The organism is Streptomyces sp. NBC_00727, from assembly GCF_045161745.1.
GTDB lineage: Bacteria > Actinomycetota > Actinomycetes > Streptomycetales > Streptomycetaceae > Streptomyces.
Genome location: NZ_CP108981.1, coordinates 2,233,149 through 2,253,331, shown reverse-complemented (window position 1 = coordinate 2,253,331; position 20,183 = coordinate 2,233,149). Strand labels below are relative to the sequence as shown.

Here is a 20,183-nt window from a genome sequence, read left to right as displayed (position 1 = left end):
TGTGACCCCACTCTGTGATGAGTTCGCTACAGAAAGCACCCTCGCGTAGGAAGCAGACAGAAGATGAAGGAAAACGACGCGCAGACGATCAGGCTGCTTCCCTGGGCGGGCCAGGGCGGCAAGCCCTGTTACGTCCTCGGAGACGGCAACGGCTACGTCTCGCGGCTTGCCGATGACATCGAGAGCGTCCAACTCGGCATGGCCGACGACCTACTGGGCCACGCGGCCGACCTCCTCGCCGACCGGAAGGTCACCGGACCGGAGCTGCACGTTCTGGCGAGCCGTCTGACCGAGTCCCTCCGGGACGTGCGGCGCGTCGCGGAGAGCAGGGCCTCCCGGACGGTGGCTGCATCGCGCCAGCACCCGGACGAGCCGTAGCGGCAACGCTCAGTACTCCTTCAGCTGTCCGGGCCGCTCGAAGCAGAAGCCGCGCGGCCCATGCGGGACGCCGCCGTCCTTCGGATGGGGAGTCGGCGCGACGCCCTCGATCAGCGTGTCCATGGAGACGGCCATGGCGCCTCACCCGCCCGCTTCTGCCTCTGCGACGGACTCGCGGAGGCGTCGGGCGTTGGCGGGTGAGTGCAGCAGGTGGTGGGTCTCCTGCCATGAGGCTTCCGTCTCCGGTCGCGCCTCGTCCACGCGCTCGAAGGCCCTCCTGGCTCGGTCCTGCTCATTCATGTAGGCCCGCGCGGCGATCACCATGTAGGCGGAGACGCTGAGCCCGGCATCCGCCGCGTACTGCCTGATCCGGGCACGGAGCTCGGCCGGCAGGCTGATCGAAATCCGCTCGGTCGCCATGCCCTCACCGTAGCCCCGCCCGGCACCCACGTACCGCTGTCGGCGCCACCCGGTAGCGTCGCGCCATGGCCACCACGACGTCCCACACCCCCAACCTGGCCGTCCTCGAGGGCGTGCTCGAACGCATCACGTACGCCAACGAGGAGAACGGGTACACCGTCGCCCGCGTCGACACCGGGCGGGGAGCCAACGACCTGCTCACCGTCGTGGGGGCGTTGCTCGGGGCGCAGCCGGGGGAGTCCCTGCGGATGGAGGGGCGTTGGGGCTCCCACTCGCAGTACGGCAAGCAGTTCCACGTGGAGAACTACACGACCATCCTCCCCGCCACCATCCAGGGCATCCGGCGCTATCTCGGCTCCGGGCTGATCAAGGGCATCGGGCCCGTGATGGCCGACCGGATCACCACCCACTTCGGTGTGGACACGCTCGACATCATCGAGCAGGAGCCGAAGCGGCTGATCGAGGTCCCCGGACTCGGGCCCAAGCGGACGAAGATGATCGCCGCCGCGTGGGAGGAGCAGAAGGCGATCAAGGAGGTCATGGTCTTCCTCCAGGGCGTCGGCGTCTCGACGTCCATCGCGGTGCGGATCTACAAGAAGTACGAGGACGCCTCGATCTCCGTCGTGAAGAACCAGCCCTACCGGCTGGCCGCCGACGTCTGGGGCATCGGCTTCCTGACCGCCGACAAGATCGCCCAGGCGGTGGGCATCCCGCACGACAGCCCGGAGCGGGTCAAGGCCGGGCTGCAGTACGCGCTGTCGCAGTCCACGGACCAGGGGCACTGCTTCCTGCCCGAGGAGCGGCTGATCGCGGACGCGGTGAAGCTGCTCCAGGTGGACACCGGGCTTGTCATCGAGTGCCTGGCCGAGCTGGCCGGGGAGCCGGAGGGCGTCGTACGGGAGAAGGTGCCGTCGCCCGAGGGCGGGGAGCCGGTCACGGCGGTGTATCTGGTGCCGTTCCACCGGGCGGAGATCTCGCTCGCCGCCCAGGTGCGGCGGCTGCTGCGGACGCCGGAGGAACGGATGCCCGCCTTCGCGGACGTGGACTGGGACAAGGCGCTGAAGTGGCTCGCGGGCCGGACCGGGGCCAAGCTGGCGCCCGAGCAGGAGGCCGCCGTGCGGCTCGCGCTGACCCGGAAGGTCGCCGTGCTGACCGGCGGGCCCGGCTGCGGCAAGTCGTTCACGGTCCGGTCCATCGTGGAGCTGGCCCGGGCCAAGAAGGCGAAAGTGGTGCTGGCCGCGCCGACCGGGCGGGCCGCCAAGCGGCTGTCCGAGCTGACGGGGGCCGAGGCGTCCACCGTGCACCGGCTGCTCGAACTGAAGCCCGGCGGCGACGCGGCGTACGACAAGGACCGTCCGCTGGACGCCGATCTGGTCGTCGTCGACGAGGCGTCGATGCTCGATCTGCTCCTCGCCAACAAGCTGGTCAAGGCGGTGGCACCGGGTGCCCACCTGCTGCTCGTCGGCGACGTGGACCAACTGCCCTCGGTGGGGGCGGGGGAGGTGCTGCGGGACCTGCTCGCGGACGGTGGCCCGGTGCCGGCGGTCCGGCTGACCACCATTTTCCGCCAGGCCCAGCAGTCGGGCGTCGTCACCAACGCGCACCGCATCAATTCCGGCGTCCCGCCCCTCACGCAAGGGCTCAGTGACTTCTTCCTCTTCGTCGAGGACGAGACGGAGGACGCCGGGGTGCTCGCGGTGGACGTGGCGGCCCGCCGCATTCCGGCCAAGTTCGGGCTGAACGCGCGCCGCGACGTACAGGTGCTCGCGCCGATGCACCGGGGCCCGGCCGGGGCCGGACATCTCAACGGGCTGCTCCAGCAGGCGATCACCCCGGCCCGGCCCGGAGTACCGGAGAAGCGGTTCGGCGGCCGGGTGTTCCGCGTCGGGGACAAGGTCACCCAGATCCGTAACAACTACGACAAGGGCGAGAACGGCGTCTTCAACGGCACGGTCGGCGTCGTCACCGGCCTTGACCTGGACGAACAGCGGCTGACGGTCCTCACCGACGAGGACGAGGAGATCGGCTACGACTTCGACGAGCTGGACGAGCTGGCCCACGCGTACGCGATGACGATCCACCGTTCACAGGGCAGCGAGTACCCCGCCGTCGTCATCCCGGTGACGAAGAGCGCCTGGATGATGCTCCAGCGAAACCTGCTGTACACGGCCGTGACCCGGGCCAAGAAGCTCGTCGTGCTGGTCGGCTCGCGGCAGGCGATCGGCCAGGCGGTCCGCACTGTTTCCGCAGGCAGACGCTGTACGGCGCTGGATCACCGGTTGCGCGGAGGCGGCGACGGAGGATCGTCGGTAAAAATGATCGATCAAAACGGTGGGAAACATCACGGAGGGCTTCCGGAACCGCAGTCAAGGGGGCAGGATGGCTAAGTTCGCGGCACTCAGTGCCGCGAGTAGGTCCAATGGACGACCCCGAGTGCACTCTCCTGAGCCAAATGGGGGAGGGTGGAGACAGTCAGGGAACCTCGAAGAAGAGGCACTACGTCGGTGAGGGATGACGTGAGCGAGCACACCAACAACGCTGTGGTACTGCGGTACGGCGATGGCGAGTACACCTACCCGGTGATCGACAGCACCGTCGGCGACAAGGGCTTCGACATCGGGAAGCTCCGGGCGAACACCGGCCTGGTGACGCTGGACAGCGGATTCGGCAACACCGCTGCCTATAAATCGGCCATCACCTACCTCGACGGCGAGCAGGGCATCCTGCGCTACCGCGGTTACCCGATCGAGCAGCTCGCCGAGCGCTCGACGTTCCTCGAGGTCGCGTACACGCTGATCAACGGTGAGCTTCCCAAGGTCGACGAGCTGTCGACCTTCAAGAACGAGATCACCCAGCACACCCTGCTGCACGAGGACGTCAAGCGGTTCTTCGACGGCTTCCCGCGCGACGCCCACCCGATGGCCATGCTGTCCTCGGTCGTCAGCGCGCTGTCCACGTTCTACCAGGACAGCCACAACCCGTTCGACGAGGAGCAGCGCCACCTCTCGACGATCCGGCTGCTCGCCAAGCTCCCGACCATCGCCGCGTACGCGTACAAGAAGTCGATCGGTCACCCGTTCGTCTACCCGCGCAACGACCTCGGCTACGTCGAGAACTTCCTGCGCATGACCTTCTCGGTCCCCGCCCAGGAGTACGAGCTCGACCCGGTCGTCGTCTCGGCGCTCGACAAGCTGCTCATCCTGCACGCGGACCACGAGCAGAACTGTTCGACCTCCACCGTGCGCCTGGTCGGCTCCTCGCAGGCGAACATGTTCGCCTCGATCTCCGCCGGCATCTCCGCGCTCTGGGGCCCCCTGCACGGCGGCGCCAACCAGTCCGTCCTGGAGATGCTGGAAGGCATCCAGGCCAACGGCGGCGACGTCGACTCCTTCATCCGCAAGGTGAAGAACAAGGAGGACGGCGTCCGCCTGATGGGCTTCGGCCACCGGGTGTACAAGTCCTTCGACCCGCGCGCCAAGATCATCAAGGCCGCCGCGCACGACGTGCTGTCCGCCCTCGGCAAGTCCGACGAGCTGCTGGACATCGCGCTCAAGCTGGAGGAGCACGCGCTCTCCGACGAGTACTTCGTCTCGCGCAACCTCTACCCGAACGTGGACTTCTACACGGGCCTCATCTACCGCGCGATGGGCTTCCCGACCGAGATGTTCACCGTGCTCTTCGCGCTCGGCCGCCTCCCCGGCTGGATCGCCCAGTGGCACGAGATGATCAAGGAGCCGGGTTCCCGCATCGGCCGCCCGCGCCAGATCTACACCGGCGAGGTCCTGCGCGACTTCGTCCCGGTCGAGGGCCGCTGAACGCACCCTCACGCATCACCCCGGCCCTGACTGACGCCGGACCCCTCGCCCCCGACTGCCGCGCCCCCGCCCCGAGCGACGCGGAGCCGGGGGCGTCGTGCGTCTGCGGCTCGATGGTGCATCGGGGGGCGCGTGCGCTGCTACGGGCGTGCGCCGGGCGTACCGCGCCATGTGGGTACGCCGGGAGCGCTCCCGCGTAAAGCGAGAAGCGCCCCGCCATCGATCCCCCCACGGGCCGACAGCGAGGCGCTTCCCATATCCCGGAGCGGATTCCCCCCACGGGATCCGGCCGGGCGTTCTGTGGGAGCCGTAGCTCCTGGGCCTGCCTCGGTACTGCTCGTCCTGCTCTCCTGCTGTGGTCTGCCGGGGTACGTACGGACGGGAGGGCCGCTCAAAGCTCCCCGGTGTACGTGCCCCGGCCCACTTGCCCGGAGCATCCCCCAAGACGCTCCGCCGGACGTCCCCCAAGACATCCTTGGCATCGCACTCTAAGACTTACGAACCCATCGAATGGTTACCCTGAAACCGATGTGATCTGGATCTCATTGTGGATATTAAGTGAAGGACCGCAGGCGCAGGCTGTTCGTCACGACGAAGACCGATGAGAAGGCCATCGCCGCTCCGGCAATCATAGGGTTGAGCAGCCCAAATGCCGCAAGGGGTAGAGCGGCCACGTTGTAGCCGAATGCCCAGAAGAGGTTGCCCCTGATGGTGATGAGGGTGCGCCTGGAGAGGCGGATGGCGTCGGCTGTCACCTTGAGATCTCCACGAACGAGGGTGAGGTCGCTCGCCTCGATCGCCGCATCGGTGCCGGTGCCCATCGCCAGGCCGAGGTCGGCGGTGGCCAGCGCGGCCGCGTCGTTGACCCCGTCGCCGACCATCGCGACGACCCGTCCCTGAGCCTGCAGACCCCGGATGACGTGCGCCTTCTCCTCGGGCAGCACCTCCGCGCGGACCTCGTCGATCCCGATCTCGCGCGCCACGGACTCCGCGACGGCGCGGTTGTCGCCGGTCAGCAGGATCGGCGTGAGACCGAGCTCCCGGAGCGCGGCGACGGCCTCCGCGCTCGTCTCCTTGACCGCGTCGGCGACCTCCAGGACCGCGCGCGCCTCGCCGTCCCAGCCGACCGCGATGGCCGTACGCCCTTGAGCGGCGGCGTCCGTGACGGCGGCGGCCAGGGTGCCGGGGAGGGCGATCCCGGCGTCGGTGAGCAGCCGGGGGCGCCCGACGAGGACGGTGTGGCCGTCGACGGTGCCCCGGACGCCGAGGCCGGGCACGTTGGTGAAGTCCTCGGGGGCGGGGAGGGGTGCGCCGGTGCGGTCGGTGGCCGCGGTGGCGACGGCTTGGGCGATGGGGTGTTCGGAGGCGTGTTCCAGGGCGCCGGCCAGGCGGAGGGCGTCGGACTCGGTGGTTCCGGGGGCTGTGTGGACGGCCTGGAGGGTCATGCGACCGGTGGTGACGGTGCCGGTCTTGTCCAGGACGATCGTGTCGGCGCGGCGGGTGGACTCCAGGACCTCGGGGCCCTTGATGAGGATGCCGAGCTGGGCGCCGCGCCCGGTGCCGACCATGAGGGCGGTGGGTGTGGCGAGGCCCAGGGCGCAGGGGCAGGCGATGATCAGGACGGCCACCGCCGCCGTGAACGCCGCCGTCACGTCGTCCGTGGTCAGCAGCCAGGCGATCAGGGTGGACAGGGCGATCAGCAGGACGACCGGGACGAAGACCGCCGACACCCGGTCGGCCAGCCGCTGCACCTCGGCCTTGCCGTTCTGCGCGTCCTCGACGAGCTTCGCCATCCGGGCCAGCTGGGTGTCCGCGCCGACCCGGGTCGCCTCGACGACGAGCCGGCCGGAGACGTTCACGGTGGCCCCGGCGACCTGGTCCCCGACGCCCACGTCCACGGGGACGGACTCGCCGGTGAGCATGGACGCGTCCACGGCGGAGCCGCCTTCGACGACCGTGCCGTCCGTCGCGATCTTCTCGCCGGGCCGGACGACGAAGCGGTCGCCCACGACGAGCCGGCCGACGGGCACGCGCACCTCGGCCCCGCCGCGCAGGACGGCCACGTCCTTGGCGCCCAGGTGCATCAGCGCCCGCAGCGCGGACCCGGCCCTCCGCTTGGACTTCGCTTCCAGGTAGCGGCCCAGCAGGATGAAGGTGACGACGCCCGCCGCGACCTCCAGGTAGATGGTCGTCGAGCCCTCGGTCCGGGAGGCCGTCAGGTCGAAGCCGTGCCGCATCCCGGGCATCCCGGCGTCGCCGAGGAACAGCGCCCAGAGCGACCAGCCGAAGGCGGCGAGGGTCCCGACGGAGACGAGCGTGTCCATGGTCGCCGCGCCGTGCCGCAGGTTGGTCCAGGCGGCCCGGTGGAAGGGCAGGGCGCCCCAGACCACGACGGGCGCGGCGAGGGTGAGCGAGAGCCACTGCCAGTTGTCGAACTGGAGCGCGGGGATCATCGCCAGGGCGACGACGGGGGCGGCGAGCACGGCGGAGACGATGAGCCGCTGCCGGAGGGAGGTCGGGGCGGGGTCGGGGTCGGTGCGCTGTGGTTCCTCCGGTTCCGGTTCCGCTTCCGCTTCACGTGCCGGTACGCGGTCCGGTTCACGTACCGGTACGCCTTCGGGTTCCCGCGTCTCCGGCGGTTCCGGGCGGGCGGCCTCGGCCCGGGAGGGTGCGGCGGTCTGCGGCGCGGGCCGGGGCACCGGCTTCGCCGTGTAGCCGGTCTTCTCGACGGTGGCGACGAGGTCCTGTACGGAGACGCCGGCGCCGTCGTAGCTGACGCGGGCCTTCTCGGTGGCGTAGTTGACCGTGGCGGTGACGCCGTCCATCCGGTTGAGCTTCTTCTCGACGCGGGCCGCGCAGGACGCGCAGGTCATGCCGCCGATGATGAACTCGGCCCGTGAGGGCTCCGCCGCCGGGGTCCCGGCCTCCGTCGCGCTGTGCGTATCCGATGCGCTGTGCATGTCCGAACTCCTGGAACGCCGACCGGGCCGTACCCCACCAGTATCTGCTGGTCGGTCCGGCCCGGCGATGACGGGTGGTGCGGGTGGTGCGGGGGTGTGGGTGACTCCCGGGGCGGTCAGGCGCGGCCGGTGAGCTCGTACCCCGCCTCGTCGACGGCGGCGCGGACGGCCTCGTCGTCCAGCGGGCTCTGCGAGACCACCGTCACCTGCCCGGTGGACGCCACGGCCTTCACCGAGGTGACACCCTCGATGGCGGAGACCTCCTCGGAGACGGCGCCCTCGCAGTGTCCGCAGGTCATGCCGGTCACCTGGTAGACGGTGGTCACGCCGGCCTGTCCGGCGTCCGTGCCCGCGCTGTCGTGGCAGGAGCCGCTGGGCGAGCAGCAGGAGCCGGTCGCCTGGGGGAGCTGGGTCTCGGCGGTCATGGTGTTCTCCTCTTCGACGGGCACACGGGGTGGAGGGGCGCACACCGGTGCGCCTCCATGCTCCCCACTTTATACCCCTAGGGGGTATGACGCGACCTGGGGTGCGTGACCGTGTCGCGGTGCTCCCCGGGGACCTCCGGCCGAGGCACCGGCGTCGCGGCGCGCGGCGAGCGGCGTTCGGGCGGCGGGCGAGCCTCGCCACGCGGGAAATCGGGTGTCACGGGCAGGTCCGTATGACCGTACAAATGATTGACGGGGATCGTAGAGGAGAGTGTGAAGGGGAGGGAGCGGGGACGGAGGCAGCCCGCCGCTGCGGCAGCCGCCTCCGCCGGCAGCCCCATGGGTGCCCAGCAGAAGGGACGCTGCATGACTGAGCAGCCGTACGACGTGATCACCATGGGGCGGATCGGGGTGGACCTGTATCCGCTGCGGACGGGTGTGCCGCTGGCCCGGGTCGATACCTTCGGGAAGTTCCTCGGCGGCTCCCCGTCCAACGTCGCCGTCGCCACGGCCCGCCTCGGCCGGCGCTCCGCCGTGGTGACCCGCACCGGCGCGGACCCCTTCGGTGACTACCTGCACGAGCAGCTGCGGGAGTTCGGGGTGGACGACCGCTGGGTGACGCCCGTCGCCGCCTACCCGACCCCGGTCACCTTCTGCGAGGTCTTCCCGCCCGACGACTTCCCCCTCTACTTCTACCGGCAGCCCAAGGCCCCCGACCTGGAGATCCACGCCTCCGAACTGGACCTGGAGGCGGTCAGGGCCGCCCGGGTGTTCTGGATGACCGGCACCGGCCTGTGCGCCGAGCCGAGCCGTACGGCGACGCTCGCCGCACTGCGCGCCCGCGACCGCACCGGCATCACCGTCTTCGACCTCGACTGGCGCCCGATGTTCTGGCCCTCCGACAGCTCCGGACCGAGCCCGTCCACCCGCTACCGCGAGGCCCTGGCGTACGCGACCGTCGCCGTCGGCAACCTCGACGAGTGCGAGGTCGCGACCGGCGAGCGCGAACCGTACGCGGCGGCCCGTGCCCTCATCGAGGCCGGCGTCGAGCTGGCGGTCGTCAAGCAGGGCCCGGCGGGCGTCCTCGCCGTCCACCGGGACGGGACCGTCGCCGACGTGCCGCCGCTCCCCGTCGAGGTGGTCAACGGCCTCGGCGCGGGCGACGCGTTCGGCGGCGCGCTCTGCCACGGGCTGCTGGGCGGCTGGGACACCGCCCGCATCATGCGCTACGCCAACGCCGCCGGAGCCATCGTCGCCGCCCGGCTCGCCTGCTCCTCCGCCATGCCGTTCCCGCACGAGATCGAGGCCGCCCTCAGGACCCCGCGCGAGGCCGTCACCGAGGGCGCGGTCACCGCACACAGCGAAAGGGCCTGAGCATGCGTGGCGAACCGACGTACCACCTCCCGGCGGGCAGTACCGCGCACGGCCCGTACGCCCTGGACATCGGGCCGGAGCAGGCCGGCTGGGAGAGGTCGAACCTACGAGTGCTGGAGCTCGAACCGGGAGGAGTTCACACACTTGTCACCGGGGAGAGCGAGTGGATCGTACTGCCGTTGACCGGCAGCTGTACGGTGCACATCTCAGATGAGATCTTTGAACTGCTGGGCCGTAGGAGCGTGTTCAGCGGCGTTTCCGACTTCGCCTACGTACCGCGCGACGCCCACGCACAGATCGCCTCCGGCGCAGGAGGCCGCTTCGCCCTGGCAGGAGCGAAGTGCGAGCGACGACTCCCCGCTCGCTACGGTCCCGCGCCGGAGGTACGCATGGAACTGCGCGGGGCCGGTACCTGCTCCCGCCAGGTCAACAACTTCGCCGCCGCCGACGCCTTCGACTGCGACCGGCTGATCGCCGTGGAAGTCCTCACCCCCGGCGGCAACTGGTCCTCCTACCCGCCGCACAAACACGACGAGCACCACCCCGGCGAGGAATCCGTCCTGGAGGAGATCTACTACTTCGAGGTCGAGGACGGCGGCCTCGGCTACCACCGTGTCTCCCCGTCCCGCCCCGGCGGCACGGACGTGCTGGCCGAGGTCCGCAGCGGTGACGCCGTCCTCATTCCCGACGGCTGGCACGGCCCGTCCATCGCCCAGCCCGGCCGCACCCTGTACTACCTCAACGTCATGGCGGGCCCCGGCGAGAAGCGGGAGTGGCTGATCCGCGACCACCCCGACCACACCTGGGTCCGCGACACCTGGCCGTCCCAGCCGGTCGACCCCCGGCTGCCGCTCCACGGACCGGAGGACCCCGCATGACCGCGACGCCCGGCACGGCCCAGGCAGCCGGGACGGCCACCCGCCGCCTCACCACCGCCCAGGCCCTCGTCGCCTTCCTCGCCCGCCAGTACACCGAACGCGACGGCCGGCGCCACCGCCTGATCGCCGCCACCTGGGGGATCTTCGGCCACGGCAACGTCGCGGGCATCGGCCAGGCGCTCCTGGAGACCGGCCCCGCCATGCCCTACCTCCAGGGCCGCAACGAACAGGCCATGGTGCACGCGGCCGTCGGCCACGCCCGCCAGTCGGGCAGGCTCTCCGCCCACGCCGTCACCACCTCCATCGGCCCCGGCGCCACCAACCTCGTCACCGGCGCCGCCCTCGCCACCGTCAACCACCTGCCCGTCCTGCTGCTGCCCGGCGACACCTTCGCGACCCGCCCCGCCGACCCCGTACTCCAGCAGCTGGAGGTGCCGTACGCGGGCGACGTCTCCGTCAACGACTGCCTGCGCCCCGTCTCCCGCTACTTCGACCGGATCACCCGCCCCGAAGCCCTGATCCCGGCCGCGCTGCACGCCATGCGGGTCCTCGCCGACCCGGCGGAGACCGGCGCGGTGACGCTCGCGCTGCCGCAGGACGTACAGGCGGAGGCGTACGACTGGCCGGCGGAGTTCTTCGCGGAGCGCGTCTGGCACGTACGCCGCCCCGCCCCCGACCCGTACGAACTCGACCGGGCGGTACGGGCGGTGCGCGCCGCACGCCGTCCGCTGGTCGTCGCGGGCGGCGGGGTCCACCACAGCGCCGCCGAGGACGCCCTCGCCGCGTTCGCCGCAGCCACCGGCGTCCCCGTCGCCTCCACCCAGGCGGGCAAGGGCTCGCTGCGCCACGACCACCCCGCCGACGTCGGCGGCATCGGCCACACCGGCACCGCCACCGCCGACGACCTCGCCCGCACCGCCGACCTCGTCATCGGAATCGGCACCCGCTGCACCGACTTCACCACCGCGTCCGCGACCCTCTTCGCGCACCCGGACGTCCGCTTCCTCAACATCAACCTCACCGGCTTCGACGCCCACAAGCTCGCCGCGCTCCCGCTCGTCGCCGACGCCCGCACCGCCCTCGAAGCCCTCACGGACGCCCTGACCGGCCACCGCACGGACCCCGCGTACGAGGCCGGGTACACGGAGGCCAAGGCCCGCTGGGAGCGGCGCGTCGACGCCGCGTACGCCACCCCCGACCCGCACGCCCGCCCCACCCAGACGCAGGTCCTGGGCCTGCTGGACGAGCTGGTCACCGACGAGGACATCCTCATCAACGCGGCCGGTTCGCTCCCCGGCGACCTGCACAGACTCTGGCGGACCCGCTCCCCGCGCCAGTACCACGTGGAGTACGGGTACTCCTGCATGGGCTACGAGATCCCGGCCGCGATCGGCGTGAGCATGGCGGCCCCGGACCGTCCCGTCTGGGCGCTCGTCGGCGACGGCACGTACCTCATGAACCCCACCGAGATCGTCACCGCCGTCCAGGAGAACGTCCCCGTCAAGCTCGTCGTCCTCCAGAACCACGGCTACGCGTCGATCGGCGGGCTCTCCGAGGCCACCGGCGGCGAACGCTTCGGCACGGACTACCGCCACCGCGACGCCGACACCCGCTTCACCGGCCCGCCGCTCCCCGTGGACCTCGCCGCCAACGCGGCCTCGCTCGGCATGCGGGTGCTGCGCGCCGGGACCGTGGGCGAGCTGCGCGCGGCCCTCGCCGAGGCCCGCGCCGCGGACCGGCCCGTCTGTGTGCACGTGGAGACCGAAACACCCGGCGCCGGACAGGGGCCTCCGGAGGCACAGGCGTGGTGGGATGTTCCCGTGGCCGAGACGGCCACCCGCCCCGCGGCGGTCGAAGCACGGAAAGAGTACGAACGACACCGCACCGGCCGACGCCGTCACCTCTGAAGGAGTCACAGCATGAAGACCGTGAACCACTGGATCGGTGGCAAGACCGTCGAGGGCACCTCGGGCAACTGGGGCGAGGTCACCGACCCCGCCACCGGTGCCGTCACCACCCGGGTCGCGTTCGCCTCGGTGGAGGAGGCCGGGACCGCGGTGGCCGTAGCGAAGGACGCGTACCGGACGTGGCGCGACTCGTCGCTGTCCGCCCGCACGGCGGTCCTGTTCCGCTACCGCGCGCTGCTGGACGCCCACCGGGACGAGATCGCCGCGCTGATCACCGCCGAGCACGGCAAGGTGCACTCCGACGCGCTCGGCGAGGTGGCGCGCGGCCTGGAGATCGTCGAGCTGGCCTGCGGGATCACCACCCAGCTCAAGGGCGAGCTGTCCACGCAGGTCTCGACCCGGGTCGACGTCTCCTCGATCCGCCAGCCGCTCGGCGTGGTCGCCGGGATCACGCCGTTCAACTTCCCGGCCATGGTGCCGATGTGGATGTTCCCGCTGGCCGTCGCCTGCGGCAACACCTTCGTGCTCAAGCCCAGCGAGAAGGACCCGTCCGCCGCCAACCTGCTGGCCGAACTGGCCGCGGAGGCCGGGCTCCCGGACGGCGTGCTGAACGTGCTGCACGGGGACCGGGTCGCCGTCGACGCCCTGCTGAACCACCCGGACGTCGCCGCCGTCTCCTTCGTCGGCTCGACGCCCATCGCCCGCCACATCCACGCCACCGCCTCGGCCAACGGCAAGCGCGTGCAGGCGCTCGGCGGTGCGAAGAACCACATGCTGGTGCTGCCCGACGCGGACCTGGACGCCGCCGCCGACGCCGCGGTCTCCGCCGCGTACGGCTCCGCCGGTGAGCGCTGCATGGCGATCTCCGCCGTCGTCGCCGTGGGTGCGATCGGAGACGAGCTGGTCGCCCGGATCAAGGAGCGGGCCGGGAAGATCAAGATCGGCCCCGGCACCGACCCGGCCTCCGAGATGGGCCCGCTGATCACCGCCGCCCACCGCGACAAGGTCGCCTCCTACGTCACCGGCGCCGCCGCCCAGGGAGCCGAAGTCGTCCTCGACGGCACGGGGTTCACCGTCGAGGGCTTCGAGGACGGACACTGGACCGGCCTCTCGCTCCTCGACCACGTCTCCACCGACTCCGACGCGTACAAGGACGAGATCTTCGGGCCGGTCCTGTGCGTGCTGCGCGTGGAGACGTACGAGGAGGGCGTCGCCCTCATGAACGCCTCGCCGTACGGCAACGGCACCGCGATCTTCACCCGCGACGGCGGCGCGGCCCGCCGCTTCCAGCTGGAGATCGAGGCCGGCATGGTCGGCGTCAACGTGCCGATCCCGGTGCCGGTCGGCTACCACTCCTTCGGCGGCTGGAAGGACTCCCTCTTCGGCGACCACCACATCTACGGCAACGACGGCGTGCACTTCTACACCCGCGGCAAGGTCACCACGACCCGCTGGCCCGACCCGGCCGACGCCCCGGCGGGCGTGGACCTGGGCTTCCCCAGGAACCACTGACCCGCTGGTACGGGCCGGAGCCCCCGCCCCGGCCCGTACTCAGCCCAGCTCCAGCACCCCGACCGTCTGGCCCCCGCTCGTCTCGCCCGTGGTCCGGAAACCGAGCCCCAGGTAGAAGCCCTCGGGGCCGTCGTCGCCCGGGTGCCAGGTGACGTACATCCGGGTGCCGCCGCGCCGGCGGATCTCGGCGGCCACGGACTCGACCGCGAACCGGCCGCAGCCGCGGCCCTGTTCGTCCGCCGCGATGTTCAGGCGCCACAGTCCGGAGCGGATGTGGTGCTCCTTGGCGTCGTTCTCGAAGTCGATGTCCAGGAAGGCCATCAGGAAGCCGACGAGCCGGTCGCCGTCCAGGATGAGCCGGGGCCAGGCGACTGCCTGATGCACGTACGCCTCCGCGAGGGACGTCGCGACCGGCTCCACCAGATGCTCCTGGTCGGGCCGGATCCTGAGGGTGATCGCGGCATCGACGTTGTCGGCGGTGACCTCGGCCAGCCTGAGCGAAGTAGTCATGTGAAAACGGTAAACGGCGAGGTCAAACGGTTTTCGCCGCGTACATGACCGCAGGGCCGCTCCCCCCGGAAGCGGCCCTGCGGAGTCCTGTCGGACGGTCAGCGCTCCGAGGAACCGGCCTCGGCGGCGATCATCCGCTCCATCGGTACGACCCCGACGCGCCCCGAGACGAGGAACGCCAGCACCATCGTGCCGATCATGAGCACCGTCCCGGCCCACACCATCGTCTCGACCGGCACGGTGTACGCCCCCACGGCCCGCACCGCGCACTCGGCGAGCAGCGCCCCTCCCCACACCGCCGAGAACCGCGTCTCGGCCCGCCGGAACGCCGGCGAACCGGCGGACAGCCGCTCCCAGGCAGCCGTCTTGGCGGCCTCGCCCCGGGTCAGCCACGGCCGCAGGCCCGCCGACAGCATCGGCCGCCCGCGCAGCGCCGTCACCAGGAACGCCAGCCCGACGATGCTGCTCACCCCGCTGTCCTTGAGGAGCATCAGCCGCGGGTCACCGGCCACAAGCCCCAGCAGCAGCGAGACCACGTTGACCGACACCATCAGCGCGGCGAGGCCGTTGAGCCGGCGCTCGCGCACCGCACCCCACACCGTGCGGACCGCCGGGACCACGCTGCTCCAGGCCAGCGCGCCGAACGTGCCGAGTCCTGCCGACTTCAGCGCGTAGTAGGTGGCGAGCGGCAGCGCGACGTCCACCAGCAGCGGCTTCAGGCTGTCCAGGAGCGCCTTGCGGGGGGCGATCGGGGTGGCGGCCGCCGGGACGTCGACGAGGGGGGCGGTGAGTGTGGCGGCCGGGCTGCTCATGTCGGTTCCTCCCGTTTCGGCGGCGCCCTCGCGGCTCCCGCTCTCGACACGTACAGACTGCTCCGCCGGGCCCCCTCCCCGGCAGAGCCGCGTGTACCGACCTCCGCATGACGAATGTCATCGCGTTCGGGTGCGGACGTACGGCTCCGAGCGCGTGACCGGAGAAACCCGTTGGCCGTCCCCCGCCGCACGGTGCTGTGATGCTCGTATGACCGCATCCACGTCCGTATCCACCCCGCCCCGGCATCAGATCCGCGCGCTCCACACTGCCGGCACCGTGACCGTCTACCAGGCGTACACCCCGTCGCTCGGCCTGCCCGCCGCCCGCGACGGGCGCTTCCCGGCAGCCTGGAAGCGCGACCGCATGACGTGGATCAAGCCGAGTTTCCTGTGGATGATGTACCGCTGCGGCTGGGGGACGAAGGAGGGCCAGGAGACCGTCCTCGCCGTCGAGATCATCCGCGAGGGCTTCGACTGGGCCCTCGCCCACGCAGAACTCTCGCATTACGAGAGGGACGTGCACCCGGACCGCGCCACCTGGCAGCGCGACCTGCGCCGGGCGCCCGCCCGCGTCCAGTGGGACCCCGAGCGCGACCTGTACCTGAACCGCCTGTCGTACCGCTCGCTCCAGCTGGGCCTGGCGGGCGAGGCGTCACGGCGTTACGCGGACGAGTGGACGGTCGCGATCCGCGACGTCACCCCGCTCGCCCGTGAGATCCACGCATTGGTCCGGGCGGGCGAGACGGAGGCCGCGACCGCGCTGCTGCCCGCCGAGTCGCCGTACCCGCTGCCGCAGGGCGCCCCCCTGCCCACGCCCCGGGCCGCCGCCTAGACCGCCACCCACCCCGTCAGGGCCACGATCTCCCGCGCGATGTCCACCACCGTCCGCCCGTCCGTGGCCACCCGCACCGTGTCCGCCGGGGCGTGCTCGTCGAGCATCCGGGCCCTGCGCATGCTGCTGCGCAGCTCGTGCTCCAGCTCGGAGCCGATCTCGCGGCCGGTGAGCCGCTGGGCCGCCGTCGCGTCGGACGCGGTCAGCAGGACCCGTACGCACCGGACCCCGGCCCCCATCGCCCGCTCGAACATGGGCGCCGAACCGGCCAGCACGCTCACCGTGTTCGTGTAGACGAGGCGGCGCAGGCCCAGGTCCGCGTAGTTGGCCCAGACCGCCGTCAGATTGCGTTCGGTGATCAGGGAGCGGTGCGGGTCGCCGTCCGGTGCGGGATGCACGGCGCCTATGAAGTCGCCGTCGACGACCGCGTGCGCGGCGCCCGCCTCGCGCAGCCGCGCCGACACCTCCCAGGCCACGGTCGTCTTCCCCACGCCCGCGCGGCCGCCGATCAGCAGTACTTCAGGGTGATCCATGGCGGCAGCGTTCCAGAGCGTGGCGGCCGTGCGCGACGCAATTGGCGCCCGGCCGCGGGGCCTTCGCGCATACCGCGTGCGGAGTACGAGCGCCTTCCGCGTACGCCTTGAGGATGCCCGGGAGTTCCGCCCGGCGGCAGGTGGGGCGGGGCGCGGGGCCGCATAGGCTCGGCGCATGGACTCCCCTGATGCGCGTACGTCCCGGTGGCGGCGCCTGCTGCCCCGCACCCGAGGCCGGTGGGCGGTGGCCGGTGCCGCGCTCCTCGTGCTCGCCGGTGCGGGCACCTGGACGGCGGTGGCCGACGACAGCGCGCCCACCGTGCACCGCCAGGACCGGATGATGCGCGTCGACGGGGTGTCCCTGGACACCTCCTACTTCACGGCAGGCGGCAGCGGGCGCCGGCCCGCCGTGCTCATCGGCCACGGATTCGGCGGCAGCAAGGCGGAGACCCGGGCGCAGGCCGAGCAGCTGGCCCGCGACGGGTACGCCGTGCTCACCTGGTCCGCACGCGGCTTCGGTAAGTCGGGCGGCAAGATCTCGCTGAACGCCCCGGACCGCGAGGTCAAGGACGTGTCCCGGCTGATCGACTGGCTCGCCGGCCGCCCCGAGGTACGGCTGGACGCCGAGGGCGACCCCCGCGTCGGCATCACCGGGGCGTCCTACGGCGGTGCCGTCTCGCTCCTCGCCGCCGGCTACGACCACCGCGTCGACGCCATCGCCCCGCAGATCACCTACTGGAACCTCGCCGACGCGCTCTTCCCGGACGGGGTGTTCAAGAAACTCTGGGCCGGGATCTTCGTCAACTCCGGCGGCGGCTGCGGCAACTTCGAGAAGGAGCTGTGCGACCTGTACGAACGGGTCGCCGTCAGCGGCAAGCCGGACGCCGCCGCGCGCGCCCTGCTCACCGCACGCTCCCCGAGCGCCGTCGCCGACCGCATCAAGGTCCCCGCGCTCATCGTGCAGGGCCAGACCGACTCCCTCTTCCCGCTCGGCCAGGCCGACGCCATGGCGAAGGCCATCGCGGCCAACGGCGCCCCCGTCTCCGTCGACTGGACGGCCGGCGGGCACGACGGGGGTGACATGGAGACCGGCCGGGTACAGAAGAGGATCGGTTCCTGGTTCGACCGCTATCTGAAGGGGGAAGAGGGCGCCGACACCGGCCCCGCCTTCCGCGTCACCCGGACCGGCGGCATCGACTCCACCGACGGCGCCGCCCTCACCCGCGGCGCGACCGGCGACACCTACCCCGGACTGCACAGCGGCGGGCAGCCCGTCGAGCTGAGCGGCGACCCGCAGAAGGTCGGCAACCCGGCCGGCGGCAACCCGCCCGGCATCTCCGCCGTCCCCGGAGTCGGCGGCTCCCTCGCCCAGCTCTCCACCCTCGGGATGGGCCTCGCCCTCGACTTCCCCGGCCAGTACGCCAGCTTCGACTCCGCCCCGCTGACCACGGCACGCCGCATCACCGGCGCCCCGACCGTGCGGGTGACCGTCGAGGCCGATCACGGCGACGCGGTGCTGTTCGGCAAGGTGTACGACGTCTCCCCGGACGGGAAGCGGCAGGTGCTGCCCGCCCAGCTGGTCGCGCCCTACCGGATCACGCCCGCGCAGCAGGGCAAACCGATCGAGCTGACGCTGCCCGCCGTCGACCACGAACTCGACGCGGGCCACCGCCTCCGCCTCGTCCTCGCCGCGACCGACCTCGGCTACGCGTCCCCGGCCGAACCGGCCACGTACACCGTCTCCCTCGAAGGGCCGCTCACGCTTCCCACCGCGCCCGGCCTCGAAACCGCCTCGGCCGCGCTGCCCTGGTGGACCTGGGGGCTGCCCGCCGTCGCCCTGGTGATCGCCGCCGCCCTGCTGCTCACCGCCCGCCGCCGTACCGTGACGCCCGCCCCCGACCCCGCACTCACCGACGTACCGCTCCAGATCACCGGCCTGTCGAAGAAGTACGCCAAGTCCGCCGACAGGTACGCCGTGCGCGACCTGTCCTTCCGCGTCGAGAAGGGGCAGGTGCTCGGCCTGCTCGGCCCCAACGGCGCCGGCAAGACCACCACCCTGCGCATGCTCATGGGGCTCATCACCCCCGACGACGGCGAGATCCGCGTCTTCGGGCGGGCCATCCGCCCCGGCGCGCCCGTGCTGTCCCGGGTCGGCTGCTTCGTCGAGGGCGCGGGCTTCCTGCCGCACCTGTCCGGCCGCGCCAACCTGGAGCTGTACTGGAAGGCCACCGGACGCCCCGACGAGGACGCGCGCATCGACGAGGCCCTGGAGATCGCCGGCCTCGGCGACGCCCTGGCCCGCGCCGTGCGCACGTACTCCCAGGGCATGCGGCAGCGGCTCGCCATCGCCCAGGCCATGCTCGGCATGCCGGACCTCCTCATCCTCGACGAGCCGACCAACGGGCTCGACCCGCCGCAGATCCGCGAGATGCGGGACGTGATGATCCGGTACGCGGCCGGCGGCCGCACCGTGATCGTCTCCAGCCACCTCCTGTCCGAGGTCGAGCAGTCCTGCACGCACCTGGTCGTCATGGACCGCGGCCGGCTCGTCCAGGCGGGCCCCGTCGCCGAGATCACCGGCTCCGGCGACATGCTCCTGGTCACCGCCGCCGACCCGCTCACCGAACCCCTCGCGGAGAAGATCGCCGCCCTGCCGGGCATCGGCTCCGCCGTCCGCACCGACGACGGGCACGGGCTGCTCGTCCGGCTCGACGGGGCGACCTCGCCGCAGCTGATCGCCGAGCTGGTCCGCCTCGACGTGCCGCTGACGGGCGTCGGCCCGCACCGCCGCCTGGAGGACGCCTTCCTCACCCTGATCTCCGGAGGCTCCGCATGAGTACCGCAGCCGACCTCGCCGCGGCCCCCGAGGCACCCGGCTACCGCGCCCGCCACACCCTGCCGCTGCGCGTCGAGGCGGTACGGCAGCTGCGCCGGCGCCGCACCCTGCTGATGGGCGGGGTGCTGGCCGCGCTGCCGTTCATCCTGATCATCGCGTTCGCGATCGGCGGCACCCCGGACGGCGGGCCCGACGGCGGCGACCGGATCACGCTCATGGACACGGCGACCGCGTCCGCCGCGAACTTCGCCGCGACCTGCCTGTTCGTCTCGGCGGGCTTCCTGCTCGTCGTCCCGGTCGCGCTGTTCTGCGGCGACACCGTGGCCTCCGAGGCGAGCTGGTCCTCGCTGCGCTATCTGCTGGCCGCGCCCGTGCCCCGGGCCAGGCTGCTGTGGAGCAAGCTCGCCGTCGCGCTGGGCTTCAGCCTCGCCGCGATGGTGCTGCTGCCGCTCGTCGCGCTCGCGGCCGGGGCGGCGGCCTACGGCTGGGGACCACTGGAGCTGCCGACCGGGGGAGCGCTGGCGGCCGGGGACGCGGTGCCGCGCCTCGCGCTCGTCGTGGCGTTCGTCTTCGTGTCCCAGCTGGTGACCGCGGGGCTGGCGTTCTGGCTGTCGACGAAGACCGACGCCCCGCTCGGCGCGGTCGGCGGTGCGGTGGGGCTGACCATCGTCGGCAATGTGCTCGACGCCGTGACCGCGCTCGGCTCCTGGCGCGACTTCCTCCCGGCGCACTGGCAGTTCGCCTGGGCCGACGCGCTCCAGCCCTCCATCGAGTGGGGTGGCATGGCGAAGGGCGCGGCCGTATCGGTGACGTATGCCCTGATCCTGTTCGCTCTCGCCTTCCGAGGGTTCAGCCGTAAGGACATCGTGTCCTGACCTTGACATTCCGCTGCCGGACCGCTCGTCGTTGCCGCATCGAGATCGTTCCGCAACGCTTTCGTCCGGTCCGGACCACCCCTTCACGCGTCACATTCACAAGTGCTGACGTGACG

17 protein-coding genes are annotated in these 20,183 nt (G+C 71.8%); 10 read left to right on the top strand and 7 right to left on the bottom strand.

The genetic code is table 11. The features are described from left to right. Nucleotides 1-63: 63 nt before the first annotated feature. Entirely contained in the window at nt 64-378 is a 315-nt protein-coding gene (locus tag OG242_RS09980) for a hypothetical protein (protein ID WP_405897807.1), read from the top strand. Nucleotides 379-387: 9 nt separating this feature from the next. On the opposite strand, the gene OG242_RS09975 is transcribed toward OG242_RS09980, so the two are convergent. Together OG242_RS09975 and OG242_RS09970 are read right to left on the bottom strand one after the other, a co-directional pair. Beyond that, nucleotides 388-513, bottom strand: a complete 126-nt coding sequence (locus tag OG242_RS09975; protein ID WP_405897806.1) for a hypothetical protein — start codon at nt 511-513, stop codon at nt 388-390. A 6-nt stretch (nt 514-519) separates the two neighbouring features. Further along, nucleotides 520-798 (bottom strand): ribbon-helix-helix domain-containing protein, encoded by a 279-nt coding sequence (locus OG242_RS09970; RefSeq protein WP_405897805.1) that lies wholly within the window; start codon nt 796-798, stop codon nt 520-522. A 65-nt stretch (nt 799-863) separates the two neighbouring features. Between OG242_RS09970 and OG242_RS09965 the strand changes: the two genes are divergently transcribed. Further along, on the top strand, nt 864-3,185 hold the full coding sequence (locus OG242_RS09965; RefSeq protein ID WP_405897804.1) for an ATP-dependent RecD-like DNA helicase: 2,322 nt from the start codon (nt 864-866) through the stop codon (nt 3,183-3,185). Between the two features lie 129 nt (nt 3,186-3,314). Beyond that, complete coding sequence (locus OG242_RS09960; protein ID WP_405897803.1) at nt 3,315-4,613, top strand: citrate synthase; 1,299 nt, start codon at nt 3,315-3,317, stop codon at nt 4,611-4,613. A 554-nt stretch (nt 4,614-5,167) separates the two neighbouring features. Here the strand turns inward: OG242_RS09960 and OG242_RS09955 are convergent. Beyond that, nucleotides 5,168-7,573, bottom strand: a complete 2,406-nt coding sequence (locus OG242_RS09955) for a heavy metal translocating P-type ATPase (protein WP_405897802.1) — start codon at nt 7,571-7,573, stop codon at nt 5,168-5,170. A gap of 116 nt (nt 7,574-7,689) precedes the next feature. Beyond that, the gene (locus OG242_RS09950) at nt 7,690-7,998 is read right to left on the bottom strand and encodes a heavy-metal-associated domain-containing protein (protein WP_405897801.1); all 309 of its coding nucleotides are present in this window, start codon (nt 7,996-7,998) and stop codon (nt 7,690-7,692) included. A 366-nt stretch (nt 7,999-8,364) separates the two neighbouring features. On the opposite strand from OG242_RS09950, the gene iolC reads away from it, so the two are divergent. The 4 genes from iolC to OG242_RS09930 are packed head-to-tail and all read left to right on the top strand — an operon-like array spanning nt 8,365 to nt 13,669. Then, entirely contained in the window at nt 8,365-9,372 is a 1,008-nt protein-coding gene (gene iolC / locus OG242_RS09945) for a 5-dehydro-2-deoxygluconokinase (RefSeq protein ID WP_405897800.1), read from the top strand. A 2-nt stretch (nt 9,373-9,374) separates the two neighbouring features. Further along, nucleotides 9,375-10,250, top strand: a complete 876-nt coding sequence (iolB, locus tag OG242_RS09940) for a 5-deoxy-glucuronate isomerase (RefSeq protein WP_405897799.1) — start codon at nt 9,375-9,377, stop codon at nt 10,248-10,250. Continuing rightward, the gene (iolD, locus tag OG242_RS09935) at nt 10,247-12,157 is read left to right on the top strand and encodes a 3D-(3,5/4)-trihydroxycyclohexane-1,2-dione acylhydrolase (decyclizing) (protein WP_405897798.1); all 1,911 of its coding nucleotides are present in this window, start codon (nt 10,247-10,249) and stop codon (nt 12,155-12,157) included. Before iolB ends, iolD begins: the two co-directional genes overlap by 4 nt. Nucleotides 12,158-12,169: 12 nt before the next feature. Next, nucleotides 12,170-13,669 (top strand): CoA-acylating methylmalonate-semialdehyde dehydrogenase, encoded by a 1,500-nt coding sequence (locus OG242_RS09930; protein ID WP_405897797.1) that lies wholly within the window; start codon nt 12,170-12,172, stop codon nt 13,667-13,669. 39 nt (nt 13,670-13,708) lie between these two features. Here the strand turns inward: OG242_RS09930 and OG242_RS09925 are convergent, their stop codons facing one another. Continuing rightward, nucleotides 13,709-14,179: a GNAT family N-acetyltransferase gene (locus OG242_RS09925; protein ID WP_405897796.1), complete on the bottom strand. Its 471-nt coding sequence runs from the start codon at nt 14,177-14,179 to the stop codon at nt 13,709-13,711. A gap of 98 nt (nt 14,180-14,277) precedes the next feature. After that, entirely contained in the window at nt 14,278-14,991 is a 714-nt protein-coding gene (locus tag OG242_RS09920; RefSeq protein WP_405897795.1) for a VC0807 family protein, read from the bottom strand. 208 nt (nt 14,992-15,199) lie between these two features. Between OG242_RS09920 and OG242_RS09915 the strand changes: the two genes are divergently transcribed. Beyond that, complete coding sequence (locus tag OG242_RS09915; RefSeq protein WP_405897794.1) at nt 15,200-15,823, top strand: DUF4291 domain-containing protein; 624 nt, start codon at nt 15,200-15,202, stop codon at nt 15,821-15,823. On the opposite strand, the gene OG242_RS09910 is transcribed toward OG242_RS09915, so the two are convergent. Next, nucleotides 15,820-16,356, bottom strand: a complete 537-nt coding sequence (locus tag OG242_RS09910; RefSeq protein WP_405897793.1) for a hypothetical protein — start codon at nt 16,354-16,356, stop codon at nt 15,820-15,822. The two genes, OG242_RS09915 and OG242_RS09910, sit on opposite strands and share 4 nt — an antisense overlap. Nucleotides 16,357-16,531: 175 nt before the next feature. Here OG242_RS09910 and OG242_RS09905 point away from each other — a divergent pair, with 175 nt between their 5' ends. Both OG242_RS09905 and OG242_RS09900 read left to right on the top strand, forming a co-directional pair. Then, a complete protein-coding gene (locus tag OG242_RS09905) occupies nt 16,532-19,192 on the top strand; it encodes an alpha/beta fold hydrolase (protein WP_405897792.1) in 2,661 nt (886 codons plus the stop codon). Beyond that, nucleotides 19,189-20,067: an ABC transporter permease gene (locus OG242_RS09900; RefSeq protein WP_405897791.1), complete on the top strand. Its 879-nt coding sequence runs from the start codon at nt 19,189-19,191 to the stop codon at nt 20,065-20,067. The genes OG242_RS09905 and OG242_RS09900 overlap by 4 nt, the downstream gene beginning before the upstream one ends. Nucleotides 20,068-20,183: the final 116 nt, after the last annotated feature.

Bases quoted from the DNA above. Each gene is read 5' to 3' on its own strand.
- OG242_RS09910 (WP_405897793.1), bottom strand. From the start codon at position 16,356: ATGGATCACCCTGAAGTACTGCTGATCGGCGGCCGCGCGGGCGTGGGG.
- iolC (WP_405897800.1), top strand. From the start codon at position 8,365: ATGACTGAGCAGCCGTACGACGTGATCACCATGGGGCGGATCGGGGTG.
- OG242_RS09930 (WP_405897797.1), top strand. From the start codon at position 12,170: ATGAAGACCGTGAACCACTGGATCGGTGGCAAGACCGTCGAGGGCACC.
- OG242_RS09950 (WP_405897801.1), bottom strand. From the start codon at position 7,998: ATGACCGCCGAGACCCAGCTCCCCCAGGCGACCGGCTCCTGCTGCTCG.
- OG242_RS09980 (WP_405897807.1), top strand. From the start codon at position 64: ATGAAGGAAAACGACGCGCAGACGATCAGGCTGCTTCCCTGGGCGGGC.
- OG242_RS09905 (WP_405897792.1), top strand. From the start codon at position 16,532: ATGGACTCCCCTGATGCGCGTACGTCCCGGTGGCGGCGCCTGCTGCCC.
- OG242_RS09965 (WP_405897804.1), top strand. From the start codon at position 864: ATGGCCACCACGACGTCCCACACCCCCAACCTGGCCGTCCTCGAGGGC.
- OG242_RS09920 (WP_405897795.1), bottom strand. From the start codon at position 14,991: ATGAGCAGCCCGGCCGCCACACTCACCGCCCCCCTCGTCGACGTCCCG.
- iolD (WP_405897798.1), top strand. From the start codon at position 10,247: ATGACCGCGACGCCCGGCACGGCCCAGGCAGCCGGGACGGCCACCCGC.
- OG242_RS09900 (WP_405897791.1), top strand. From the start codon at position 19,189: ATGAGTACCGCAGCCGACCTCGCCGCGGCCCCCGAGGCACCCGGCTAC.
- iolB (WP_405897799.1), top strand. From the start codon at position 9,375: ATGCGTGGCGAACCGACGTACCACCTCCCGGCGGGCAGTACCGCGCAC.
- OG242_RS09955 (WP_405897802.1), bottom strand. From the start codon at position 7,573: ATGCACAGCGCATCGGATACGCACAGCGCGACGGAGGCCGGGACCCCG.
- OG242_RS09970 (WP_405897805.1), bottom strand. From the start codon at position 798: ATGGCGACCGAGCGGATTTCGATCAGCCTGCCGGCCGAGCTCCGTGCC.
- OG242_RS09925 (WP_405897796.1), bottom strand. From the start codon at position 14,179: ATGACTACTTCGCTCAGGCTGGCCGAGGTCACCGCCGACAACGTCGAT.
- OG242_RS09975 (WP_405897806.1), bottom strand. From the start codon at position 513: ATGGCCGTCTCCATGGACACGCTGATCGAGGGCGTCGCGCCGACTCCC.
- OG242_RS09915 (WP_405897794.1), top strand. From the start codon at position 15,200: ATGACCGCATCCACGTCCGTATCCACCCCGCCCCGGCATCAGATCCGC.